At 63.0% G+C, this 19,033-nt stretch carries 15 protein-coding genes; all 15 read right to left on the reverse strand.

Going from position 1 to position 19,033, the window contains the following annotated elements; genetic code table 11:
* Positions 1–57: 57 nt before the first annotated feature.
* The 15 genes from RMQ97_RS09590 to RMQ97_RS09660 all read right to left on the reverse strand — a co-directional run bounded on the left by RMQ97_RS09590 (position 58) and on the right by RMQ97_RS09660 (position 19,031).
* Positions 58–2,937 (reverse strand): bifunctional [glutamine synthetase] adenylyltransferase/[glutamine synthetase]-adenylyl-L-tyrosine phosphorylase, encoded by a 2,880-nt coding sequence (locus RMQ97_RS09590; RefSeq protein ID WP_413660652.1) that lies wholly within the window; start codon positions 2,935–2,937, stop codon positions 58–60.
* Positions 2,938–3,024: 87 nt separating this feature from the next.
* Entirely contained in the window at positions 3,025–4,452 is a 1,428-nt protein-coding gene (locus RMQ97_RS09595; protein ID WP_413660653.1) for an ATP-binding protein, read from the reverse strand.
* A 6-nt stretch (positions 4,453–4,458) separates the two neighbouring features.
* Entirely contained in the window at positions 4,459–5,130 is a 672-nt protein-coding gene (locus tag RMQ97_RS09600; protein ID WP_413660654.1) for a response regulator transcription factor, read from the reverse strand.
* A gap of 17 nt (positions 5,131–5,147) precedes the next feature.
* Positions 5,148–6,680 carry a Do family serine endopeptidase gene (locus RMQ97_RS09605; protein ID WP_413660655.1) on the reverse strand — a complete coding sequence of 511 codons (1,533 nt, stop codon included), beginning with the start codon at positions 6,678–6,680 and terminating at the stop codon, positions 5,148–5,150.
* Between the two features lie 149 nt (positions 6,681–6,829).
* Entirely contained in the window at positions 6,830–8,053 is a 1,224-nt protein-coding gene (locus tag RMQ97_RS09610; protein ID WP_413660656.1) for an alpha/beta fold hydrolase, read from the reverse strand.
* An 89-nt stretch (positions 8,054–8,142) separates the two neighbouring features.
* Positions 8,143–8,619: a cytochrome c maturation protein CcmE gene (gene ccmE / locus RMQ97_RS09615; RefSeq protein WP_413660657.1), complete on the reverse strand. Its 477-nt coding sequence runs from the start codon at positions 8,617–8,619 to the stop codon at positions 8,143–8,145.
* Positions 8,616–9,266, reverse strand: a complete 651-nt coding sequence (locus RMQ97_RS09620; protein ID WP_413660658.1) for a DUF938 domain-containing protein — start codon at positions 9,264–9,266, stop codon at positions 8,616–8,618. The genes ccmE and RMQ97_RS09620 overlap by 4 nt, the downstream gene beginning before the upstream one ends.
* A 76-nt stretch (positions 9,267–9,342) precedes the next feature.
* Positions 9,343–10,635 carry a hypothetical protein gene (locus RMQ97_RS09625; protein ID WP_413660659.1) on the reverse strand — a complete coding sequence of 431 codons (1,293 nt, stop codon included), beginning with the start codon at positions 10,633–10,635 and terminating at the stop codon, positions 9,343–9,345.
* Positions 10,636–10,759: 124 nt separating this feature from the next.
* Positions 10,760–12,139, reverse strand: a complete 1,380-nt coding sequence (locus RMQ97_RS09630) for a sensor histidine kinase (protein WP_413660660.1) — start codon at positions 12,137–12,139, stop codon at positions 10,760–10,762.
* Positions 12,136–12,813 carry a response regulator transcription factor gene (locus RMQ97_RS09635; protein ID WP_413660661.1) on the reverse strand — a complete coding sequence of 226 codons (678 nt, stop codon included), beginning with the start codon at positions 12,811–12,813 and terminating at the stop codon, positions 12,136–12,138. The genes RMQ97_RS09630 and RMQ97_RS09635 overlap by 4 nt, the downstream gene beginning before the upstream one ends.
* 17 nt (positions 12,814–12,830) lie before the next feature.
* Entirely contained in the window at positions 12,831–13,175 is a 345-nt protein-coding gene (locus tag RMQ97_RS09640; RefSeq protein ID WP_413660662.1) for a PepSY domain-containing protein, read from the reverse strand.
* Between the two features lie 47 nt (positions 13,176–13,222).
* A complete protein-coding gene (locus RMQ97_RS09645) occupies positions 13,223–14,119 on the reverse strand; it encodes a DnaJ C-terminal domain-containing protein (protein WP_413660663.1) in 897 nt (298 codons plus the stop codon).
* 69 nt (positions 14,120–14,188) lie between these two features.
* Positions 14,189–17,908 (reverse strand): glycoside hydrolase TIM-barrel-like domain-containing protein, encoded by a 3,720-nt coding sequence (locus RMQ97_RS09650; RefSeq protein ID WP_413660664.1) that lies wholly within the window; start codon positions 17,906–17,908, stop codon positions 14,189–14,191.
* Positions 17,908–18,363, reverse strand: coding sequence for a peptidase P60 (locus RMQ97_RS09655; protein WP_413660665.1), 456 nt, complete (start codon positions 18,361–18,363; stop codon positions 17,908–17,910). The genes RMQ97_RS09650 and RMQ97_RS09655 overlap by 1 nt, the downstream gene beginning before the upstream one ends.
* Positions 18,360–19,031 carry a DUF2163 domain-containing protein gene (locus RMQ97_RS09660; RefSeq protein WP_413660666.1) on the reverse strand — a complete coding sequence of 224 codons (672 nt, stop codon included), beginning with the start codon at positions 19,029–19,031 and terminating at the stop codon, positions 18,360–18,362. The genes RMQ97_RS09655 and RMQ97_RS09660 overlap by 4 nt, the downstream gene beginning before the upstream one ends.
* Positions 19,032–19,033 lie beyond the last annotated feature (2 nt).

The raw sequence follows: 19,033 nt of genomic DNA on the forward strand, positions 1-19,033 counted from the left end.
ACAAACGCGTGGGAACCGACATTCCGTCCAAAAATATTCAGTGGTCCTGCAACCGCATCAATGCGGGGCGAGATGCCGCGCGAAAATCGCGCGCACCGCACGGCTGTGGGCATTGAGAACGTCGAGAAGTTCGCCCAGCGAGGCACAGCCCGCAAGCGCCGCCAGGCGTTCTGCAAATCCGCGCGAGGCCTGTTCGGGATCAAACCCGCTGCCATGCGCCGAGCGGATGAGCTGGGCCACCGACAGATAAAGGCGGGTTGCATCAACCAGCCGGGCACACTCCTCCTCGGGCAGATGACCCGCGGCCGCAAGACGCCGAAGCATGTCCATCGTACCGGTCGGGCGCTCATCGCCTGGCGCGCCGCATTCCAGAAGGCCGATCTGGGCGACAAATTCAATATCCTGCAGCCCACCGGGACGCGCCTTGAGATCCCAGCTGGAGCGGGCCGGCTTCTCCCGTTCCAGGCGTTGGCGCATATCATAACCATCCGCACGGACGGTTCGCGTCTCGCTGGCCCTGGCAAGCGCGGCACCCATGGCCGACATGACCCGTTGGGTCAGACCGGCCGGACCACTGACCACACGCGCCCGTGTCAGAGCCATCAACTCCCAGGTCCAGGCCTCGTCGCGATAATAGGTTTCAAACCGCCTCAGCTGCACCGCGACAGGTCCGGCCTTGCCCGAGGGGCGCAATTGCATGTCCACCTCGGCCAGGACGCCCTCCTCCGTCGGTGCCGACAGGGCGCTGATGAAACGCTGCGCAAATCGGGTGAACCAGGAATTGGCACTCGCATCATCCGCCTGGCTCGGCTCATAGATGAGCATCAGATCCAGATCACTGTCAGCGGACAATTCGCGCCCGCCCAGCTTGCCCATGCCCAAAACCAGCACCTCGCCCGGCATTGAACCATAACGTCGCTCGGTTTCCTGGCGCGCCACATCCACCATAGCCGTGATCGCCGCGTCTGCCAGATCAGCAAAGGCCCGCCCGGCCCGTTCCACATGTGCATCACCGGACAGGATTTGCGCGCCGATCCGTAATCGCTCCTCACGCACAACGCGACGGGCCGCATTGATGCGTGCCTCAAACCCGTCGACGGCGCCGATCTCGTGTTCCAGCAATGCCGCCAGGCGGCCCGGAGGATCCTGTGACACCGGTACCGAGAACCGGGCATCCATCATCGTATCGAGCAGATCAGGCCGCTGGGCCAGGCTGGTCGCCAGACGGGGGGCGAGCGTGAGAATACTGATTAGATCAGCCGCCATGGCCGGATTGTTGACCATCAAGGAGAGGGGCTGAACCCCGTAGGGCAGTTTCTCGAAAAAGCTGGCAAACCGCGCGAAGGCGGCATCCGGCTCGCCGGTCTCCGCCATGATGTCGAGAAGTACCGGGGCCAGGCGTGCCAGCAGAACGCGGGCGCGCTCATTGCGCACAGCCCGAATTCGACCACCGGCCCAGGCATTGAGCTGGGACCAGATCCGTTCGGGTCGCGAAAAGCCCAGCTGTGCCAGGGTGCGCAAGGTATCGCCATCAGGCTCGACGCCGCTCAGCACGAGGCTGCCTGCCTGGGAAGCCCGGCTCTCGGAGGCATCGAATTGGTCTGCGAAATGACCATGGACACGGCGCAGGAGCCGGGCCACCGCGTCATCAAACGCGGCCAGGTCCGAATACCCCGACAAAATGGCGATGCTCAGTCTGTCCTCATCGCGTTCGGGCAGGGATTGCGTCGCCTCGTCCTGGCGCATCTGGATGCGGTGTTCCCAGTCTCGCAATTGCAAATAGTCTGCGCTCAGGGCGGCGCGAACCGGTTCTTCCACAATCCCCACTTCGCTCAGGGCCGACAGTGCGTCCAGAGTGGCGGGGGTGCGCACCCGCATCTCCCGCCCCCCAAAGACCAGTTGCGGGATCTGGACGTAAAACTCGATCTCGCGAATGCCGCCCCGCCCCAGTTTGAGATCATGTCCGGCCGGCCGCACTTCCGCGCGACGTCCCACCGTCTGGATCTGCTGTGCGAGAGCGCGAATATCCTCAACCGCCGCGTAATCCAGCGTACGACGCCAGATAAAGGGCTGAAGCGCGGTCAGGATGTCATCCGACACCGCCGCATCTCCGGCCGCATGTCGTGCCTTGATCCAGGCAGCGCGTTCCCAGGTCTGGCCAAGCGCCTCGTAATAGTTCAGGGCCGCTGGCAAGGAGACCGCCACGGGGGTCGCACCGGGATCCGGGCGCAGACGCAAATCGGTGCGGAAGACATATCCGTCCGCGGTGAGGTTCTGCATGGTGGCCACAACGGACTGGACAAGTCGCGGCAGACGCTTGGCCGGGATCTGCCCTTCGGGCAAGGCCTGCTTTTCCGGATCATACAGCGCGATAATATCGATATCGGATGAATAATTGAGCTCTCCGCCCCCCATCTTGCCCAGAGCAAGGAGGCTGAGCCCCGGCAGGGGATTGCTCTCATCCTCAACCGGACAGACCCGTCCCTGGAGCGCGTGCAGCCGCACCTGCCCCAGCAAGGCGGCTTGCAACGCGATATCGGCGAACCGGGTCAGCGCAGCGGTGATGGTCTGCGTCGTCCACACCCCGCCCAGATCGGCCAGGGCCAGCAGAAGATGAACATCCGCCTTGGCCTGACGCAGGCCGCGATCCAGCGCCTCGACATCGGCGGCCGTGCGCCCCGTATCCCGGGTCTGGGCGCAAATCCCGTCGAGCAGGCTCTGCGCGCTGTGTCGGGCCGCACCGCGCAGGAGCCTCGGGCGCCGCAGCGCCAGGCGACCGAGATACGGAGCCGCACCGAAAATCGTCACCAGACGATCACGCCAGGGCTCCAGCTCGTCCTGAAGACCCGCCTCCAGCTGCGACCAGACAATCAGACCACCCTCGCCCGGCCAGGGCGGAAGGTCGGTGGCAAGACGGGAAAGGAGCGCGTCAGACATGCCAGACAGACTGACGTGATCCGCGAGACCGGAAAAGCAAAACCTCAGTGACGCGAGCTGGGAGTGGTCATCCCGCCTGGAGGTCGATCAGGAAACAGAGTCCGGGGCCAGCGGGAAACACAGAGCGGCTCGCAGACCCGGCCCATGCCCGGCATCAACAAGCCCGGGGCCCTCGGCGAGTTCAAACCGGCCATTCATCACTTCAGTGATGGCCTGGACCAGGGACAGACCCAGACCGGAACCGGGCAAAGTGCGAGAATTATCCAGACGAACAAAGCGCTGGGTGACCCGCATACGGTCTTCCGGCGGAATGCCGGGTCCGGTATCCGTCACAGAGAATTCCACATCCCCGGCCGCAGTCCGGCGCAACCGCAAGGCAACAGCGCCGCCGGCGGGTGTGTATTTCACGGCATTGTCGAGCAGGTTCGCCACGGCCTGGGACAGAAGCCCGCGATCCCCGATCATCTCCAGACCGCCCTCGATCTCGCTGGAGAATTCCAGCTCGCTCTCCTCACAGACCGGTTCGTAGAGCTCAGCCATATCAGCGGCAATCTCGGACGGATCAAGACGCACAATCGAGGCCCGGCTTTCCCCGGCTTCCAGCCGCGACAAGGACAGGATGGCGTTGAACACACCCAGCAGCTCGTCGGTGTCGGCGATGGCCCGTTCGAGGGCTAGTTCGCGGGTTTCCAGATTGCCCTCTTCCATGAGCGCCTGTTCCAGCCGGTTGCGCATGCGTGTCAGGGGGGAGCGCAAGTCATGGGCGATGGAATCGCCGGTCTGGCGCATGCGATGCATCAATTCCTCGACACGATCGAGCATGCCATTGAAATTGCCGGAGAGTTCGTCGAGCTCATCCCCGGTGTAATTACGCTCGACACGGCGATGCAGATCGCCCGCCTTCACGCCACGCGCGACTTTGTTGATCTTGTCCAAACGGCGCACGAAACGGCGGCTGACAAAAATCCCTGCAGCAATACCCAGAGCCACGGCCAGCCCGGAGGCCGCCAGGATGGTATTGGTAATCCGTCCGATCAGGCGGATCTCGTCATGCACATCAAGCCCGACAAACAGGCTGTATCCAGAGGCCAGCGGCACGATCCGCCCACGCCCGGTACGCTCATCCTTTTCCGTACTCACCTCACCGGCCGGTGGACGGCGATAGGTGAACTGGACACGTCCTTCCTCATCGGGCTGGGCATTGATCTGGCCTGAGAGATTGCCCGACAGGCGGCGACCGGAGGGCTGGGTCAGGGCATAGAAGTATTCGCCCCCGCCCACCGTGCGCTGGAGAATATAGCGATTGACCGCCGTGATTCCGCCCGCTTCGAACCGGGCTTCCACGGCCGCGATTTCCTCATTCACCGCCTCATCGGCGCGACGCAGGGTCAGCCCCGCCGATGCCGCATAGACAAAGGCGAGGATCAGAAAGCTCGAAACCGCAAACATGGCCGCCGACAAGAGCGTCTGACGGAAGGCGGTCGTGCGCAGAAAGGCCGGCCAGCGCTGGGTCACGTTGGATCAGGACTGGAGACGATACCCCGCCCCGCGAACCGTGTGCAGGAGCGGTCGGGCAAAGGGTTTGTCGATTTTCGAACGCAGGCGGGAGATGTGGACATCGATCACATTGGTCTGGGGGTCGAAATGATAGTCCCAGACTTTCTCCAGCAACATGGTGCGTGTCACAACCTGGCCGGAATGTTTCATCAGAAACTCCAGCAGGCGGAACTCGCGCGGCTGGAGGAGGATATCCTCCTCATCCCGCGTCACAGTACGGGCCAGCAAATCCATCTCCAGATCGCCGACCACCAGCTTGGTTCGCACGGCATCGGGATCACGGCGACGAGCCAGGGCTTCGACCCGGGCCAGAAGCTCAGCGAACGCGTAGGGTTTGACCAGATAATCATCGCCGCCCGCCTTGAGGCCTTCCACACGATTATCCACCTCACCCAGGGCAGACAGGATGAGGACCGGTGTCCGGTCTTCTTCCCCGCGCAGGGTTTCGACCATGGCCAGACCGTCCATGCGCGGCATCATCCGGTCCACCACCAGCACGTCGTATTCAGCGGCGCGGGCCATTTCCAGACCTTCCTCGCCATCGCCAGCATGGTCCACAACATGGCCGCTCTCGCGCAAACCCTTGCGGATATAGCTGGCGGCTTCGCGATCGTCCTCAACAATCAGGATACGCATGGCCAAGCTTCCTTTCCCTAGTTGTCTTCGTCCAGCTGCAGCGCGACATAGCGCTGGCCGGTGCGGCCCTGGACCAGAAGCAGAATGGCGCTTCGATCGGCCCGGCGGGCGGATTGAACGGCGTCGCGGAAATCATCGATATCTGCAACGGCCTCATTGCCCGCTTCCACGATCACATCTCCTGGACGCAATCCCTTACGGGCCGCTTCGGAACGCGGGCTGACCGCCTCGATCACGAGGCCCTCATCATTGGCGCCCAGGCCGCGCGCCTGACGCGTGGCATTATCAAGCGGTCCCAGCGTGACACCGAAGAAATCGGCGCTCTCACCGGCCTCTTCGTCGTTCGAACCCACCTCCGGCATGGCGTCGAGCGCGTCTTCCTCAGGGCGTGCGCCCAGCTGCACACGCAAAGTGCGCTCACGACCGTCTCGAAGGACACGGAATTCAACACTCTCATCGGCAGGCACATTGCCCACACGACGCGTCAGATCCCGACTGTCTTCCACCGGTTCGCCATCAATCGCGAGGATCACATCGCCCTGCTCGATGCCGCTGTCTGCCGCCGGACCACCGGCCACGAGCGAGAGCACGATCGCGCCCTGTTCGTCCTCGATACCCAGGCTTTCAGCCATGTCCGGATCGAGGTTTTGGATACGCACACCCAGCCAACCGCGGATCACCCGGCCATTCTCGCGCAGCTGTTCGATAATCTGCTCAGCCGTCTCGGCGGGAATGGCAAAGCCGATGCCTTCATTACCGCCGCTGGACGAAATGATCTGCGAATTCACCCCGATGACATTGCCGTGGAGGTCGAAGGTCGGTCCGCCGGAATTGCCGCGATTGATCGGGGCCGTGATCTGGATGAAGTCATTATAGGTCGAGGTCGGGGTTTCGCGACCCAGAGCGGAAACAATACCCTCCGTCACGGATCCGCCCAGACCAAAGGGATTGCCCACTGCGATCACCCAGTCACCCACACGCAGATTGGCATCCGGATCGAAGTCCACATGCGGGAATTCGACATCCTCATCGACTTTAAGAAGAGCCAGATCTGTCTGGGCGTCGAGACCGATAATACGCGCCGGATATTCCTCGCCGTCGGACAAGCCAATCGTAATTTCATCGGCCGTGGCGACCACGTGGTTATTGGTGACGATATAGCCATCACCGGAGATGAAAAAGCCGGACCCGATGGAGCGGCGCGTGGGCGTTTCCAGCTCCTCATCCTCGGGCTGTTGACGGCGCCATTCCTCGAATTCGCGCTCAAGCTCGGGGCGGAATCGCTCGGGAATATTGCCAAGCTCAAGATTTCCATCCTCATCCAGCCAGTCCGATTCCACCTGGATCGTGACAACGGACGGGCTCACTTCTTCGACCAGATCGGCGAAGGACATGGGCGCGCCCATCGGAACGGCAGCCGCATAACGCGGGGCATCCTGCTGGGCTTCGGCGCGCGGCAGGGTCTGCTCGACAAGCACACCCCCGGCAGCCACAGCAAGAACCAGGAGAGACACACCGCCCAGGCGGCTCAAACGATTGAGAGATGTCATATCGGGTTTGACCTCTTTTCCTACATGGCCGGACTATTGCCGGCTTCTGTCTGTTGATCAGACTGGCAGTTCGAAACTATCCATGGCCTGACACTTACATTACACGAACATTACAATGCGTAATTTTCCGTTCATGTGCGCCAATTCATTCAGTCGACAGAGCGGGTCCGGATAACGACCGGGCTGTGCAAGGTGCGATGCACCGGGCAGCGATCGGCCATTTCCATCAGACGGGCGCGCTGGGCCTCGTCGAGATCACCTTCGATTCGGATCTCGCGTTCGAAGATGTCGACATTCTTGTCCTGCCCCTCGACGCAATCCTCACAGTCTTCCGCATGTCCCTTCTCGTGCGAGACCGAGACCGTGATCGTGTCGAGCGGCCAGTTCTTCCGGTTGGCATACATGCGCATCGTCATGGAGGTACACGCCCCCAGCGCGGCATTGAGATAACCATACGGGGTGGGGCCACTATCATCGCCGCCAACCGAGCGCGGTTCGTCAGCCAACAGGATGTGGTCGCCATCGACCACGATATTCTGGTAGCGCCCCTTGCCCGTCTCCTGGACAATCGTCTGACCGGCCTTGCTGCGCGGCGGCGTGACGGAACCGCCATCATCGATATAGCGCCCAGCCCAGGCCGCGATCATATCCCCGGCATAATCGGCATCCTCACCCCGGGTCAGCAAATGGTCGGCCTCGTCAAGGCTGAGAAAGGTCTTGGGATGCTTGGCCGCCAGGAACAAGCGTGACGCATTATCAATGCTCACCGTTGCATCCATCGGTGCGTGGGCGATCATCAGCGGCCGTTTCAGAGCTTCGGCCGCCGCCTCAACGGAATGCCCGGCAATATCATCGAGAAACTGCTTCTTGATCGTGAATGGACGCCCAGCCAGCTTTACCTGGGCCACACCGGTTTCCTCGATCTCGTCCAGATGGGCGTCGAACTGGTGTTTCACATGTTCTGCATCCGACGGCGCACCCAGGGTGGCGACCGCCGTCACCGACGGGATTTTCCCGGCTGCGACAATCACCGCCGCTCCACCCAGAGAATGCCCGACCAGGAGGCGCGGCGCCTGCTCATGCTCGGCGAGATAGTCGGCCGCGCGCACCAGATCCTCGATATTGGACGAGAAATTGGTATTGGCGAAATCGCCCTGGGAATGCCCCAGACCCGTAAAATCAAACCGCAGAACAGCGATTCCCTGAGCCGCCAGGCGTCGCGATATACGGCTGGCTGCCAGAATATCCTTGGAACAGGAAAAACAGTGGGCGAAAATCGCGAAGGCCCGGGCCGGACCGGCCGGGCGTTCCAGGCGAGCGGCCAGGACATCCCCCTGGCTGCCGGTAAATTCGATGCGTTCAGACTGTGCCATGCCGGCCTCCCTGAGTGAGCTCTCACACAGAGTTAGGCACGCAACCCCGGATCGGCAATTCACACCGCCATGACAATGCCGTGGCAGGCCTAGCGATACTCGCTCGACGGGGATGTTTCATCTCCCGCCGGACTGTCCTCGCCTTGCCAAACACCACTTTCGCGCAGTGCCTCGGCGACCTCGGGTGGCATATAGGTCTCGTCATGCTTGGCGAGAATTTTTTCTGCAACAAAAGCGTCCGGCGTTTCCAGCCGCCCTTCCGCGACCACGCCCTGCCCTTCACGGAACAGATCCGGCAAGATGCCCGTGTAGCTGACCGCGACCGTGGCCACACCATCCGTGACCACGAACCGTGTTTCCTCACCCACCTGGGTGATTGAACCGGGTTCGACCAGACCACCAACCCGGACCCGCTCCCCCACTTGCGGCGGTTCAGATGCAAACTCGGTCGGACTGTAGAAGAACACCACGGCCCCCTGGAAGGCGAACAGACCCAGAGCGATGGCCGCAACGAGGACCACACCCGCAGCGACAACAGTAGCCAGTCGGCGATTGCGATGTCTCATCCATCCCTCCGTTCAAAAACGAGCATGTGATTATTGGCCGGCATCTCGATCACAGCGACACTCTCAAGACCGTTCTGGGCCATGAGATCGATCACCGTCTGGCGATCGCGCACGCCCCAGGCCGGATCACGTGACTTCAAACTCTCGTCAAACGCCAGATTGCTCGGCGCCGTGTCCGCCCCGTTGAGAAAGGGACCATACAGGCACAGTCGGCCGCCCGGGGGTAAAACCCGTCCGCCCTCGCGCGCCAATCCTTCAGCGACAGCCCAGGGCGAGATGTGGATGACATTGGCGCTGAAAATCGCGTCGATTGGCCCCAGCTCCTCGCTCCAACGCTCGGCGGATGCATCGATTTCAACAGACGGCGCGATCTGGCCGGGACATTCCGTCGACCAGGCGGTCTGACTACGCCGCGCCGCCTCATCAATATCGCTGGGTTGCCAGACAAGATCCGGACGTGCCCGACAAATGCTGACGGCATGCTCGCCGGTGCCAGACCCGATCTCGACGACACGGGCCCGGGGCGGAAGAAACTGAGCCAGGGTTTCAGCAATGACCGCACGATTACGCGCGGCGGAGGGGGATTGAAGGCGATCTCCCTCGGACAAGCGCGTTTCGAGTGCGCGGACAAGCGGTGTATCAGACATAATGTCGATCTATCCCCGTGGCTGTCGGGATACAAGGGACAGGGCTGGGCTTCGTCAATTTGCCGCAAGCGCAGGCTCAGGCGGCAGCGGCCGAGCCGCGGCGGCTTAGAACACCGGCAGCCTCGTCGTGACCGAGTGCGCGCATCAGGCGCGCGGTGATCTCCAGCCCCTCCTGGGCAACGGTCTTGTTTTGCCCCTCACTGTCGGCGATCAGATCGACCAGCAATTCCCCCGCCTCGCTCATCCGGGTCAAAGCGGCTTCGGCGGTGCGCTTTTGCGAGCTGGCGATCGCGGCGGCGTCTGCGTGTTCGCGTGTACGTTCAAGGAAGATCAACATGGCCTCGGCCTTGTCGACGGCGGCCGCGCTGGGCAATTGCGCCGGGATGATGCGCCCGGTCCGCCCACGACGGGGCTCAGGCAAGCCGGCATCCAGGCTCAGCGAAACCTTGTCGATGATCTTCTCGACATTGGTGGACGCCTCCGCCCGCAGGCTGAAGAGGTGACGCCCCCAACGACCATCCTTGCGGATCCCGAAACATTTGGTCATGCCGACCGAGTAATTCACAAACCGGTCAAATGTCGCAAAAAGGGCCTGCGCCTCATCCGGTGTGGACGGGGGCATATGCAGGCGCGCAGCATAAAAGCCGCAATCTTCCAGAACCTTGTCACCGACGGCGGCGAGTTCGGTTTTCGAGACGACCAGATCATCACCGCGCCGGCCGATCTTCTCGATCACCCGGAACACTTCCCAGGGGGCATCCATCCGGGACATCGCGATCAGCAAGAGCCAGACACCCGCTGACGGGTGTTCTTCGGTCAAGACCTCGTACGCCTTGTTCAACCGGATCGCCAGGCCGTCATCAAACTCATAGATCCGTTCCGGCATGCCGGAAATCCCCACCTCGAGCGGCTCGCTGTAACGCAGGAGCGAGATGGCATCATACAGCATGTCACGGCCATTCTTGCCGAACCGCTTCATGAGTGTGGTCATGTCCTTGGGAACGCGTTCCGCCGACTGCACCCAGGCCTCCAGGGCATCGGCACATTCGCGTCGGTGGACATGCCAGCTGGGATCATCCTTCGGCTTGCTCGACTTGCGCGCCCGTTCCACCGTGTCCTTGGCGAGTTTCTGGCCGAGCCAGCCCCACATCTTGGACAGATCATCCGGTGTAAACCGGAAACGAGAGGGCGGCTGTTCATCCTTGGGCGCGGTGAAGGGCTGCAACGGAGAGAGCACAAGGCCCTTCGCCTGGTCTCCGGCCTCGGGCAGCAATCCCTCTTCCAGGCCCTGGAGTATCCCGGCCAGGTCGGCCGAGGCCTCATCCTGCTTCGCGCCTGCCCGCGCCGCCGCCAACAATGTCTGTCGCATGGTCACAGTCATGCTGCGCCACAGGGTCTGTAGTTTTGCACGCTGACTAGGCGAGAGCTTGCTCATCTAAAACGACACTCTTCCACAACTGCCGAAATACTGAACAAGTAGGGTTAACGTGGGTTTATCGTTTAATCGAGGGCAAAATCAGACAGGCGCGAAGACCACCCAGTTCACTTTTGGACAGCTCGATATCCCCGTCATAGGCCTTGGCCAGGTCCAGAACGATAGACAGGCCTAGCCCGCTGCCCGGTGCCTGTTCATCAAGGCGCACACCACGCCCCAGTGCCTGAGCATAGCCGTCCTGCGACATGCCCGGTCCGTCATCCTCAACGATCACGGCAAAGTGATGCTCGTCCTCGGGCCGCGCGGTGACCTGAACCAGGCCGTTCGACCACTTGCAGGCATTGTCCGCCAGATTGCCCACCATCTCTTCGAGATCCTGCCGCTCGCCACGGAACACCAGACCTTCGGCCTGTTCCGCCTCGATCACCACACCTTCGCGGCCATAGATTTTCTTCAGGGTTCGTGTGAGGTCCTCGATCAGCGGGCCAACCTCGGTCCGCGCGCCAATCGCCTTGGCATGGGCGGCGGCCCGGGCCCGGCGCAGATGGTGATCCACCTGTTCAGACATGATCTGGGTCTGCCGTTCGACCAGCCCGGCAAACTCGCCACCCTCGGTCCGGCTCTCATTGGTGAGAACCGCGATCGGTGTTTTCAGCGCATGGGCCAGATTGCCGACATGCGTACGCGAGCGCTCCACCAATTCTTGCGAATGGTCGATCATGGCATTGAGCTCGTCGGCCAGGGGCTGAAGCTCTGCCGGATAACGCCCGTCCACACGCCGGGTGAGGCCTTCGCGGATCTCGGCAACGCTCTTGCGCATGCGCAGCACCGGTTCCAGACCAATCCGGACCTGAACAAACACGCCGGCCGCGATAGCCGCCGCGAACACAAAAAACATGCCCAAGGACGCAAAACCGAACTGCCGCACAGCCTGGTCGGCGGGGCGACGGTCTTCTGCGGCGATCACCAGGATCAGCCCGTCCTCGCCGGGCATGCGCACCCCCCGCACTACGAGGCGCAGGGGTTCTCCGTCCGGCCCTTTCAGAGAAGCCGTAAGCGTGGTTCCCGCCGAGGATAACAGCGTATCACGCATGCGCGGGGTCAGGTGCAGAGTCTCGTCCCACAGCGAGCGCGACGCCGCCAGCCGAAACTCGTCCACAGGGCTCTGCGCGCGCTGGATCTCCCAGTACACACCGGAGAAAATCCGTTCGTAACGCGGATCGGTCGGCGGGCGGCGCACCGTCCAGACCTGGTCCTCATCACGCTCCATCGTCGCCATGATGGAATCGGTGGCGCTGGTCAGTCGCTCATCCAGCGTCCCCATGACCGATTGGCGGAACAGAAAAGTCAGCGCGACCGCTCCGATCAATAACAGGATCAGAGCCCAGACGGCCGCGCCCGCAAACAGACGCAGCGCCAGGGAGTTACGGTCAATCACGAGGCTGCAGACGGTCCGTGCGGCACAAGGCGATAGCCCAGCCCCCGCACCGTTTCGATACGGTCAGAGCCGATCTTCTTACGCAGACGGCCGACAAACACCTCGATCGTATTGCTGTCGCGATCGAAATCCTGGTCGTAGATATGCTCGACCAGCTCAGTCCGCGAGATCACGCGATCCTGATGGTGGGCCAGATAGGAGAGCATGCGGAATTCATGCGACGTGACCTTGACCGGAGCCCCGTCGATAAAGACTCGGGCACCACGTGTATCAATACTCAGATCACCGCAATCAATCGTCGAAGTCGTGTGTCCGGCAGCGCGGCGCGTCAGGGCGCGCAAACGAGCCAGCAATTCCTCAGTGTGAAACGGTTTGGTCAGATAATCATCTGCCCCGGCATCAAATCCGGCCACCTTTTCGCTCCACCGGTCACGCGCGGTGAGAATCAGGACCGGAAAACCGCGCCCTTCCCGGCGCCAGCGTTCCAGAACCGAGACACCATCCAGCTTGGGCAGGCCCAAATCGAGAACCACCACGTCATAGGGTTCGGTATCACCGAGGAAATGGCCTTCCTCGCCATCCGTCGCGGCATCCACCGCATAACCGGCATCTTCCAGAGATCGCATCAGCTGGCGATTCAGGTCCGGATCATCTTCAACAATAAGAGCACGCATTCTCGTCCATTCCCCGCCTAGCCGCGGCGTTCGCGCAGGATACGGCCAGTGCGCGCATCCACATCCACAATCGTGAGCTGGCCATTGGCCTGACGTACACGAACCTCATAATAGGGATTAGACCCCTGGATGAGGTCGCCGTCCAGTACATCCCCCTGCGGATAGCGGCGGCGGACAATCGTCAAAATCTCGATATATCTCAGGTTACTGCCATCCTGAGCATTCTGTCGGGCCTCGCCACCGGTCGCGCGGGACGGCTGGATTTGGGCCGACAGCGCATAGCCCTTGTCCTGTGCCTGGGCCATTTCCGGCAGCACAGCCAGGCATGCAAGGCCGGCAAGAAGGGTTACAATCCTGATCATGGCACTCACACTGTCACCCCGCCCCTGAACCCGGGCTGAACGCCCCCTTAAGATTTCAGTCCGCCACGCGGATCAAATCCATCCTGCGGCGTCCAGGTCTCCAGGAAACGCCTCAGCGCCTCGTCGCTGGGCGGCAAGGCAATCATCAAGCGGACGAGCTGATCCCCCCGCTTTCCGTCTTTCCCTGCAATACCCTTGCCACGCAATCGCAAGAGCGCGCCACTGCTCGATCCGGCCGGAATTTGCAATTCCACAAGACCATCTATGGTTGGAACACGGACCTTATCACCCAATGCGGCTTCTTTGAGGCTCACGGGAAGATCAAGACGCACATCCTGGCCATCACGCGAAAAATAGCGGTGATCGGCAACGGATAACTCTATCAGGGCATCACCGCGCAACCCGCCCATGGGTGATTCATATCCCTGTCCGCGCAGACGCAGCACCTGCCCCTCTTCTGCACCGGCGGGAACGGTCACATCCACCGAACGATTGCCCGGGAGATCGACCCGCAGGCGCCCGCCCCGTGCCGCTTCCAGAAAATCCAGTCGCAAGACATGGCGAATATCCTGGCCCCGCGCCTGGCGACGCTGGCCGCCGGCCTGTTGCGCTCCGAAATCAGTAAACAGGTCAGAGAAGATATCGCCCATATCCTCAAATCGGCCACGACGACGCCCTGCGCCAAAACCGCCGCCGGGGCGCGCGCCAAACCCGGGTTCAAATTCGGTGAAACCCGCCTTGCGCATCTGGTCGTATTCGGCGCGTTTTTGCTTGTCCGACAGGACGGAAAAGGCCTGGGACACCTGTTTGAACCGCTCTTCGGCCGCCTTGTCGCCGGGATTGGCGTCCGGGTGCAGGGATTTGGCCAGCTTGCGATACGCACTGCGGATCTCCGCGTCCGTTGCCGTTGGCGACACGCCCAGGATTTCGTAGGGGTCTTGCATTCAGTCCGCTCGGTTTGAGGTCTCACCGTGCATGTAAGTCGCTTTGGCCCGTTGCGCAAAGCCCCGCCTTCAGCCGGGCACGCTCAGCGGCAGACATTGCAGTGTCTGGCGCATTGGCCACGCCAGGCTTGCTGACAGACGCGGCAATTCGCCATCGGGCCAGTCCGGCACACTCAGGGACAGTGTGATCTGTCCGGACCAGTCCGCCAATCGTTCATCCTCGATGATCAGCTCATCCCCCGCCACCGACCAGCGACGCTGCTCCCATGGACCGGTCGCCTCGACCTGCCAGTGCACCTCCTCCCGTCTGGGCGGCTCACCCAATCCGTCCGGCTCCAGACCTCGAAATCGCTCGAGCCAGGATAAACGCAGGCGATGAGCGCCAAGACGCGCAAGTGTCACGGCGCGCGGTAGATGCAGCATCTGGTCTACGTCCGGGTCAACCCACGCCTGGACCACAGCTCCCACTCGCAGCGACAGGGCCTGCCCCCGTTCGTCCGCAGACAGCGGCAGGGTCGCGATTGCCGGATCGAGCAGGACACACCAGTCGCCGACCGTGTGCGCACGCGGCACACTGCCGCCAATCCCCCTCACCCGGCGCGCGATCTCATAGGTTTGCGGCGCAACGAGGCGGGCCTCGGCAACATCCATGACCTCCCAGCCGGTATCGGGTGTTCCGACTGCCAGGCGTTGAACACCCGACAAGGCCGACAGGTCGTCATGAGACTCCAGAAGCCCCGCAATCATCTGCACGCGCACTGCCTCTCCGCGATCCCAGCGATCAGGCACGCCTGCGGGCACTGCATCGAGCAAACGCCCCAGCCGCGCCGGGCGTGCCAATTCCAGGCGCGGCTCGGTCTCAGTACCAACATGCGCCGACAGGGGCCCTAGCCAGGGGCGCGCATAGGCGGCCAGGACCGGGCCATTGCGAGGCGACCGGTCCAGATCCGGCAGATCCAGGCGCAAGATGACGGGTGTGGACGGCCGAACAGGCAGGGGGTCCCGCCCCGGCGCAGGGCCATGGCGCACCAAAGTTCGCGGCGAACGGGAGACCAGCTCGACCCGTCCCGACGCGGTGACCGAGCGTGTGCGCAGAAGATCACCATCCATCTGATAGTCCGCGCCGGCCTCAAGCTGGTAGATGGCACCGGGCCAGATCCCCGATACTGAAACCGCACGCCTCTGGGCCATTTGCAGGGCTGTGCGAACCCAATGCCGGGCCATTCCCGGATCGGCGCTGATAGCCAGGCGATAAACCGGTGCCAGACGCCGCTCTGCCGGACGGCCCTCATCTGACGCCGCCTCTGCCGACCGCTCCGTGAGACCGGAGGGTTGATAGGCCCGGCTTTCATCCCGATAGAACAGGGTCAGCGCTGCGGGTCGGTCGAGGGGCGCGCCATGCCGGATCTGCAGCCCGCCTGCCTCCACGCGCAGCGTATCGGGCCAGGGCTCGGCCTCGTCCGGCGCGCCGACAAACATAAGCCCCTCCGGTTGCTCCACCACATCCAGATCAAACAGCCGAACCAGCGGTTCCAGACTGGCCCGTGCACTCATTGGACGATCGAGCACATAACCGGCCACCACACCGTCCATCGCGCGCGTGTCCACCCGGTCGAGATCTGTAGTTTTTGCCAGGGCTTCGACCAGTCCGGACAGCGGCATCAGACCCGCGCGTCCGTTGAGCCAGTGGCCCAGCGCCCAATTGGGCCCATCGGACCAGATGTCCTCGCGACCGGGAAAGACGGGCCAGGGCCGCGCATCATACGCCCAGACATGCACCAGTTCGGGCGGGAGCATCGGCCCACCATAAACCGGCGAGACCGGGTTGCGGTCCGGTTCAGACCAATACCCCAGAAGGGCTTCAAGATAGTGGCGCTGGATCAGATCATCCCGCTGACCGTTGGAGAACCAGGGCAGTCGGCTCTCCTCACTCTTGGGATCGTAAAAGACATTGGGCTGATTGGCGCCCCGATCCACCGCCGGACATCCCACCTCGGTCAGCCAGATCGGTTTCGAGCGCGGCTGCCAGGCTGTCGGCCGAGCCGACCGAACCCCGCCAAGGCGATCATGATGGAGCTCACTCCAGAACGCCCGAACATCCTTGGCCCGCCAGATCCAGGCTTCATCCGCCCCATCGGTGATCACAGTCCGCAGACCGGCAATCCGGTCGTGCTCGCTGGCATAAAACCAGTCATACCCCTCCCCGGCCTCGACCTGTTCGGCCAGCGCGGTGCGGTCCGGTGGCACATCCCCGGGGCGTTGATCCGCGAGCGGGATGTAGAAATCGATCGCGACCGCATCAATCTCGGGATCGGCCCAGAGCGGGTCGAGATGGAAGATCTTCTCACCCTGCCCGTCCTGGACGCCATTATACTCGGTCCAGTCCGCCGCATAAGACAGCCGACAGGACGGACCGAGCAGACGCCGTGCTTCACCGGCCAGTCTTTGAAGATGAGCCACAGCGGGAAAACGATCGGCGGACCGCGACGTCGTGAGCCCCACCATTTCCGATCCGATGAGAAAGCCATCCACACCGCCCGCCGCCCGGGCCAGGGCTGCCAGATGCAGGATGAACCGCGAATAGGACCATGTGGCAGGCCCGCTATAATGCACACCGTCCGCACCTGCGGCGACATGGTCGGCCGTTACCGTACCAAAAAACCGATCCAGTGCTGCGGTGACGTCGGGGCCTGATGCGCGGATCCGGCCTCGCCAGGGAAAACCGTCCACATCCATCAGGATGAACGGATAGAGGGTTACGGCGTATCCACGCGCTTTCAGCGTCCGGATCAAATGAATGACGCTGGCATCATCGGGAGAGCCGCCATAGGCGGGACGGCCATCAATCTGGCGCACGACATGGGCATTCGCACGCGTTTGCCCCGAAACCAGCCAGGCCCGGGGCGCGGTCTGTTTTTGCCGGTTCTCGACGCCCGGCCGGATCTGGCACAGGCCCGCCTCCAGATCGGTTCCAAACCAGGCGATCACCAGCTGAACCGAGCGACAGGCCGGCAAATCCCGTGCGAGAGCATCCAGAGCGGTGAGCACATCGGCCTGACCGGTCGCTACGTGTTCATTCTCCGGAACCTCATGACCCGGCCCCAGGCACCGCGTGATACGGTCCGGCGCGTAGGCAAATTCCCCGGCGCCCGGGATGAGGTTCACCCCCCGGATCATCGCCTCCATCCCGCCCGATCGCGGCAAGGGGTGAAAGACCTCAACACTCAGATTGGGCAGGCGTTGACCGAACCGGTCGAGCGGCAAATCCTCGAACACGAGATAGGCCGTGTCGCGAAAAGCCGGCACCGCACCGGTCACATCCTGCTCGATTGCCTCGATCAGCGGATCCGCCTCCTGGTCAGGCGCGCCGGTATAGAGGCGTATGTTCAGCCCGGCCCGGTCCAAAAGGTCTCCATTGGCCCAGATCCGACCAATCCCGGCGATCTCGCCCTCACACAATCCCAACGCAAAAGACAGGCTGTACCGATAGGTGCGGGTTTGCGGCCCGCCGCCCTTTCCCCCGCCCTGTGTGTCGACATGTTCATGCAGGCGAGCCGACCAGATCACCTGGCCCGCTATCCGGCTGCGCCCATACACCCGGGCCATCGGCGCGCCCTCCTGTCCGCTCATCACATCGAGCGAGGTCAGTCGCGGACCCTCCCTGTCCGGCCCGGCATTGAGCTGGGACTGGGCCAGGCCCAGACCGGCCCCCAGTGCAAGCTGGGCGAACTGTTCAGCCGACGCCTCGCCCACAAGGGGCGTCGCGGCATGGATCAGAACCTCACCCATCAGCGCGCTCCCGTCACAGACCGGGGAGCGGGGAAAGCAAAGACCCCGTCCTCGACGATGACCCATCCCGGCGGCATCCGGGTATCCACGACGGATTTCTGCCACCACGCATGGATCAGGCGCAGCGGTTCGACCTGGCTGACCAGTGCGCAATGGGTCGGTGGGGCGCCCCTGTGCGGCGCAAGCAGGACGACATCCCCCGTGCGCGGCGCGCTGTCCGGCCGGGCCACCAGCCAGCGCCGGGCCGCATCGTGCAATCGCTCGGCCTCATCCGGTCCAGGCCATCGATCATAGGGCGGCGGTGTGACCGGTTCGGTGCCATACACCGCGCGCCAGACACCCCGGATCAGGCCCAGACAATCCGTACCCGCCCCCCGACAACTCGCCTGGTGCTGGTAGGGCGTGCCCCGCCAGGCCCGGGCCTCGGCCAGAACCGCCTCACGCAGTGCCGTCATGAACGCACCTGGCCTTTCGCGCGCCCGTCATGAGGCCCCGCACGTTCAGGTCCGGCAAACAGGTCGTCATTGCCCGATTGATAGGGGAAGCCACGAAAATTCAGCGCATTGGAGAAGCGGTCCCGGCAGATCCGGAAGCTTTGATCGCATCCCGCGGCAAATCCGGAATGGTCAGCAGGCACGCCACAACGGGCATCGCCGAGCCGGGCATCACAGGTGTGGCTATAAGTCCGTCCGCGCACCTGTTCCAGTCGTACGGCCGGGCCCAGCATGTCCGCCTCGAACCCGTCCGGGCCTTCGCGAATATCACCCAGCTCTCCGGTGGCCACACGCACCGCCCGCTCGACCTCATCCCATTCCGCACACCAGACCTCGATGCGCGCGCCATCCCACAAACCGGCCGCCAGATCGGCTGATGTGATCGCCGCATCACTCACACGCCCGCGCACCGGGGCCTGTCCGGCGGCCAGGCCTGACCCCGCATCCACCTCGCCGGTGGACAGGTCCAGACCCGGAACAAACCTGCACCCGTCATGCTCGAGAACACGGTCGTGATCAGTCCAGCCAAAGACCTCACCATCGCGCCGTGTCACACGCCAAAGCGCCACTGTACGAAACACGCCCGTAGCAAGCCCCGCGCTTTGGGCCGGGCTGGGAAGAACCGTCATGA

Origin of the sequence: Maricaulis sp. D1M11 (assembly GCF_047308265.1) — a bacterium.
Lineage (GTDB): Bacteria > Pseudomonadota > Alphaproteobacteria > Caulobacterales > Maricaulaceae > Maricaulis.

Bases quoted from the DNA above. Each gene is read 5' to 3' on its own strand.
- RMQ97_RS09660 (WP_413660666.1), bottom strand. From the start codon at position 19,031: ATGACGGTTCTTCCCAGCCCGGCCCAAAGCGCGGGGCTTGCTACGGGC.
- RMQ97_RS09655 (WP_413660665.1), bottom strand. From the start codon at position 18,363: ATGACGGCACTGCGTGAGGCGGTTCTGGCCGAGGCCCGGGCCTGGCGG.
- RMQ97_RS09610 (WP_413660656.1), bottom strand. From the start codon at position 8,053: ATGGCACAGTCTGAACGCATCGAATTTACCGGCAGCCAGGGGGATGTC.
- RMQ97_RS09650 (WP_413660664.1), bottom strand. From the start codon at position 17,908: ATGGGTGAGGTTCTGATCCATGCCGCGACGCCCCTTGTGGGCGAGGCG.
- RMQ97_RS09645 (WP_413660663.1), bottom strand. From the start codon at position 14,119: ATGCAAGACCCCTACGAAATCCTGGGCGTGTCGCCAACGGCAACGGAC.
- RMQ97_RS09635 (WP_413660661.1), bottom strand. From the start codon at position 12,813: ATGCGTGCTCTTATTGTTGAAGATGATCCGGACCTGAATCGCCAGCTG.
- RMQ97_RS09620 (WP_413660658.1), bottom strand. From the start codon at position 9,266: ATGTCTGATACACCGCTTGTCCGCGCACTCGAAACGCGCTTGTCCGAG.
- RMQ97_RS09600 (WP_413660654.1), bottom strand. From the start codon at position 5,130: ATGCGTATCCTGATTGTTGAGGACGATCGCGAAGCCGCCAGCTATATC.
- RMQ97_RS09605 (WP_413660655.1), bottom strand. From the start codon at position 6,680: ATGACATCTCTCAATCGTTTGAGCCGCCTGGGCGGTGTGTCTCTCCTG.
- RMQ97_RS09640 (WP_413660662.1), bottom strand. From the start codon at position 13,175: ATGATCAGGATTGTAACCCTTCTTGCCGGCCTTGCATGCCTGGCTGTG.
- RMQ97_RS09625 (WP_413660659.1), bottom strand. From the start codon at position 10,635: ATGCGACAGACATTGTTGGCGGCGGCGCGGGCAGGCGCGAAGCAGGAT.
- RMQ97_RS09590 (WP_413660652.1), bottom strand. From the start codon at position 2,937: ATGTCTGACGCGCTCCTTTCCCGTCTTGCCACCGACCTTCCGCCCTGG.
- ccmE (WP_413660657.1), bottom strand. From the start codon at position 8,619: ATGAGACATCGCAATCGCCGACTGGCTACTGTTGTCGCTGCGGGTGTG.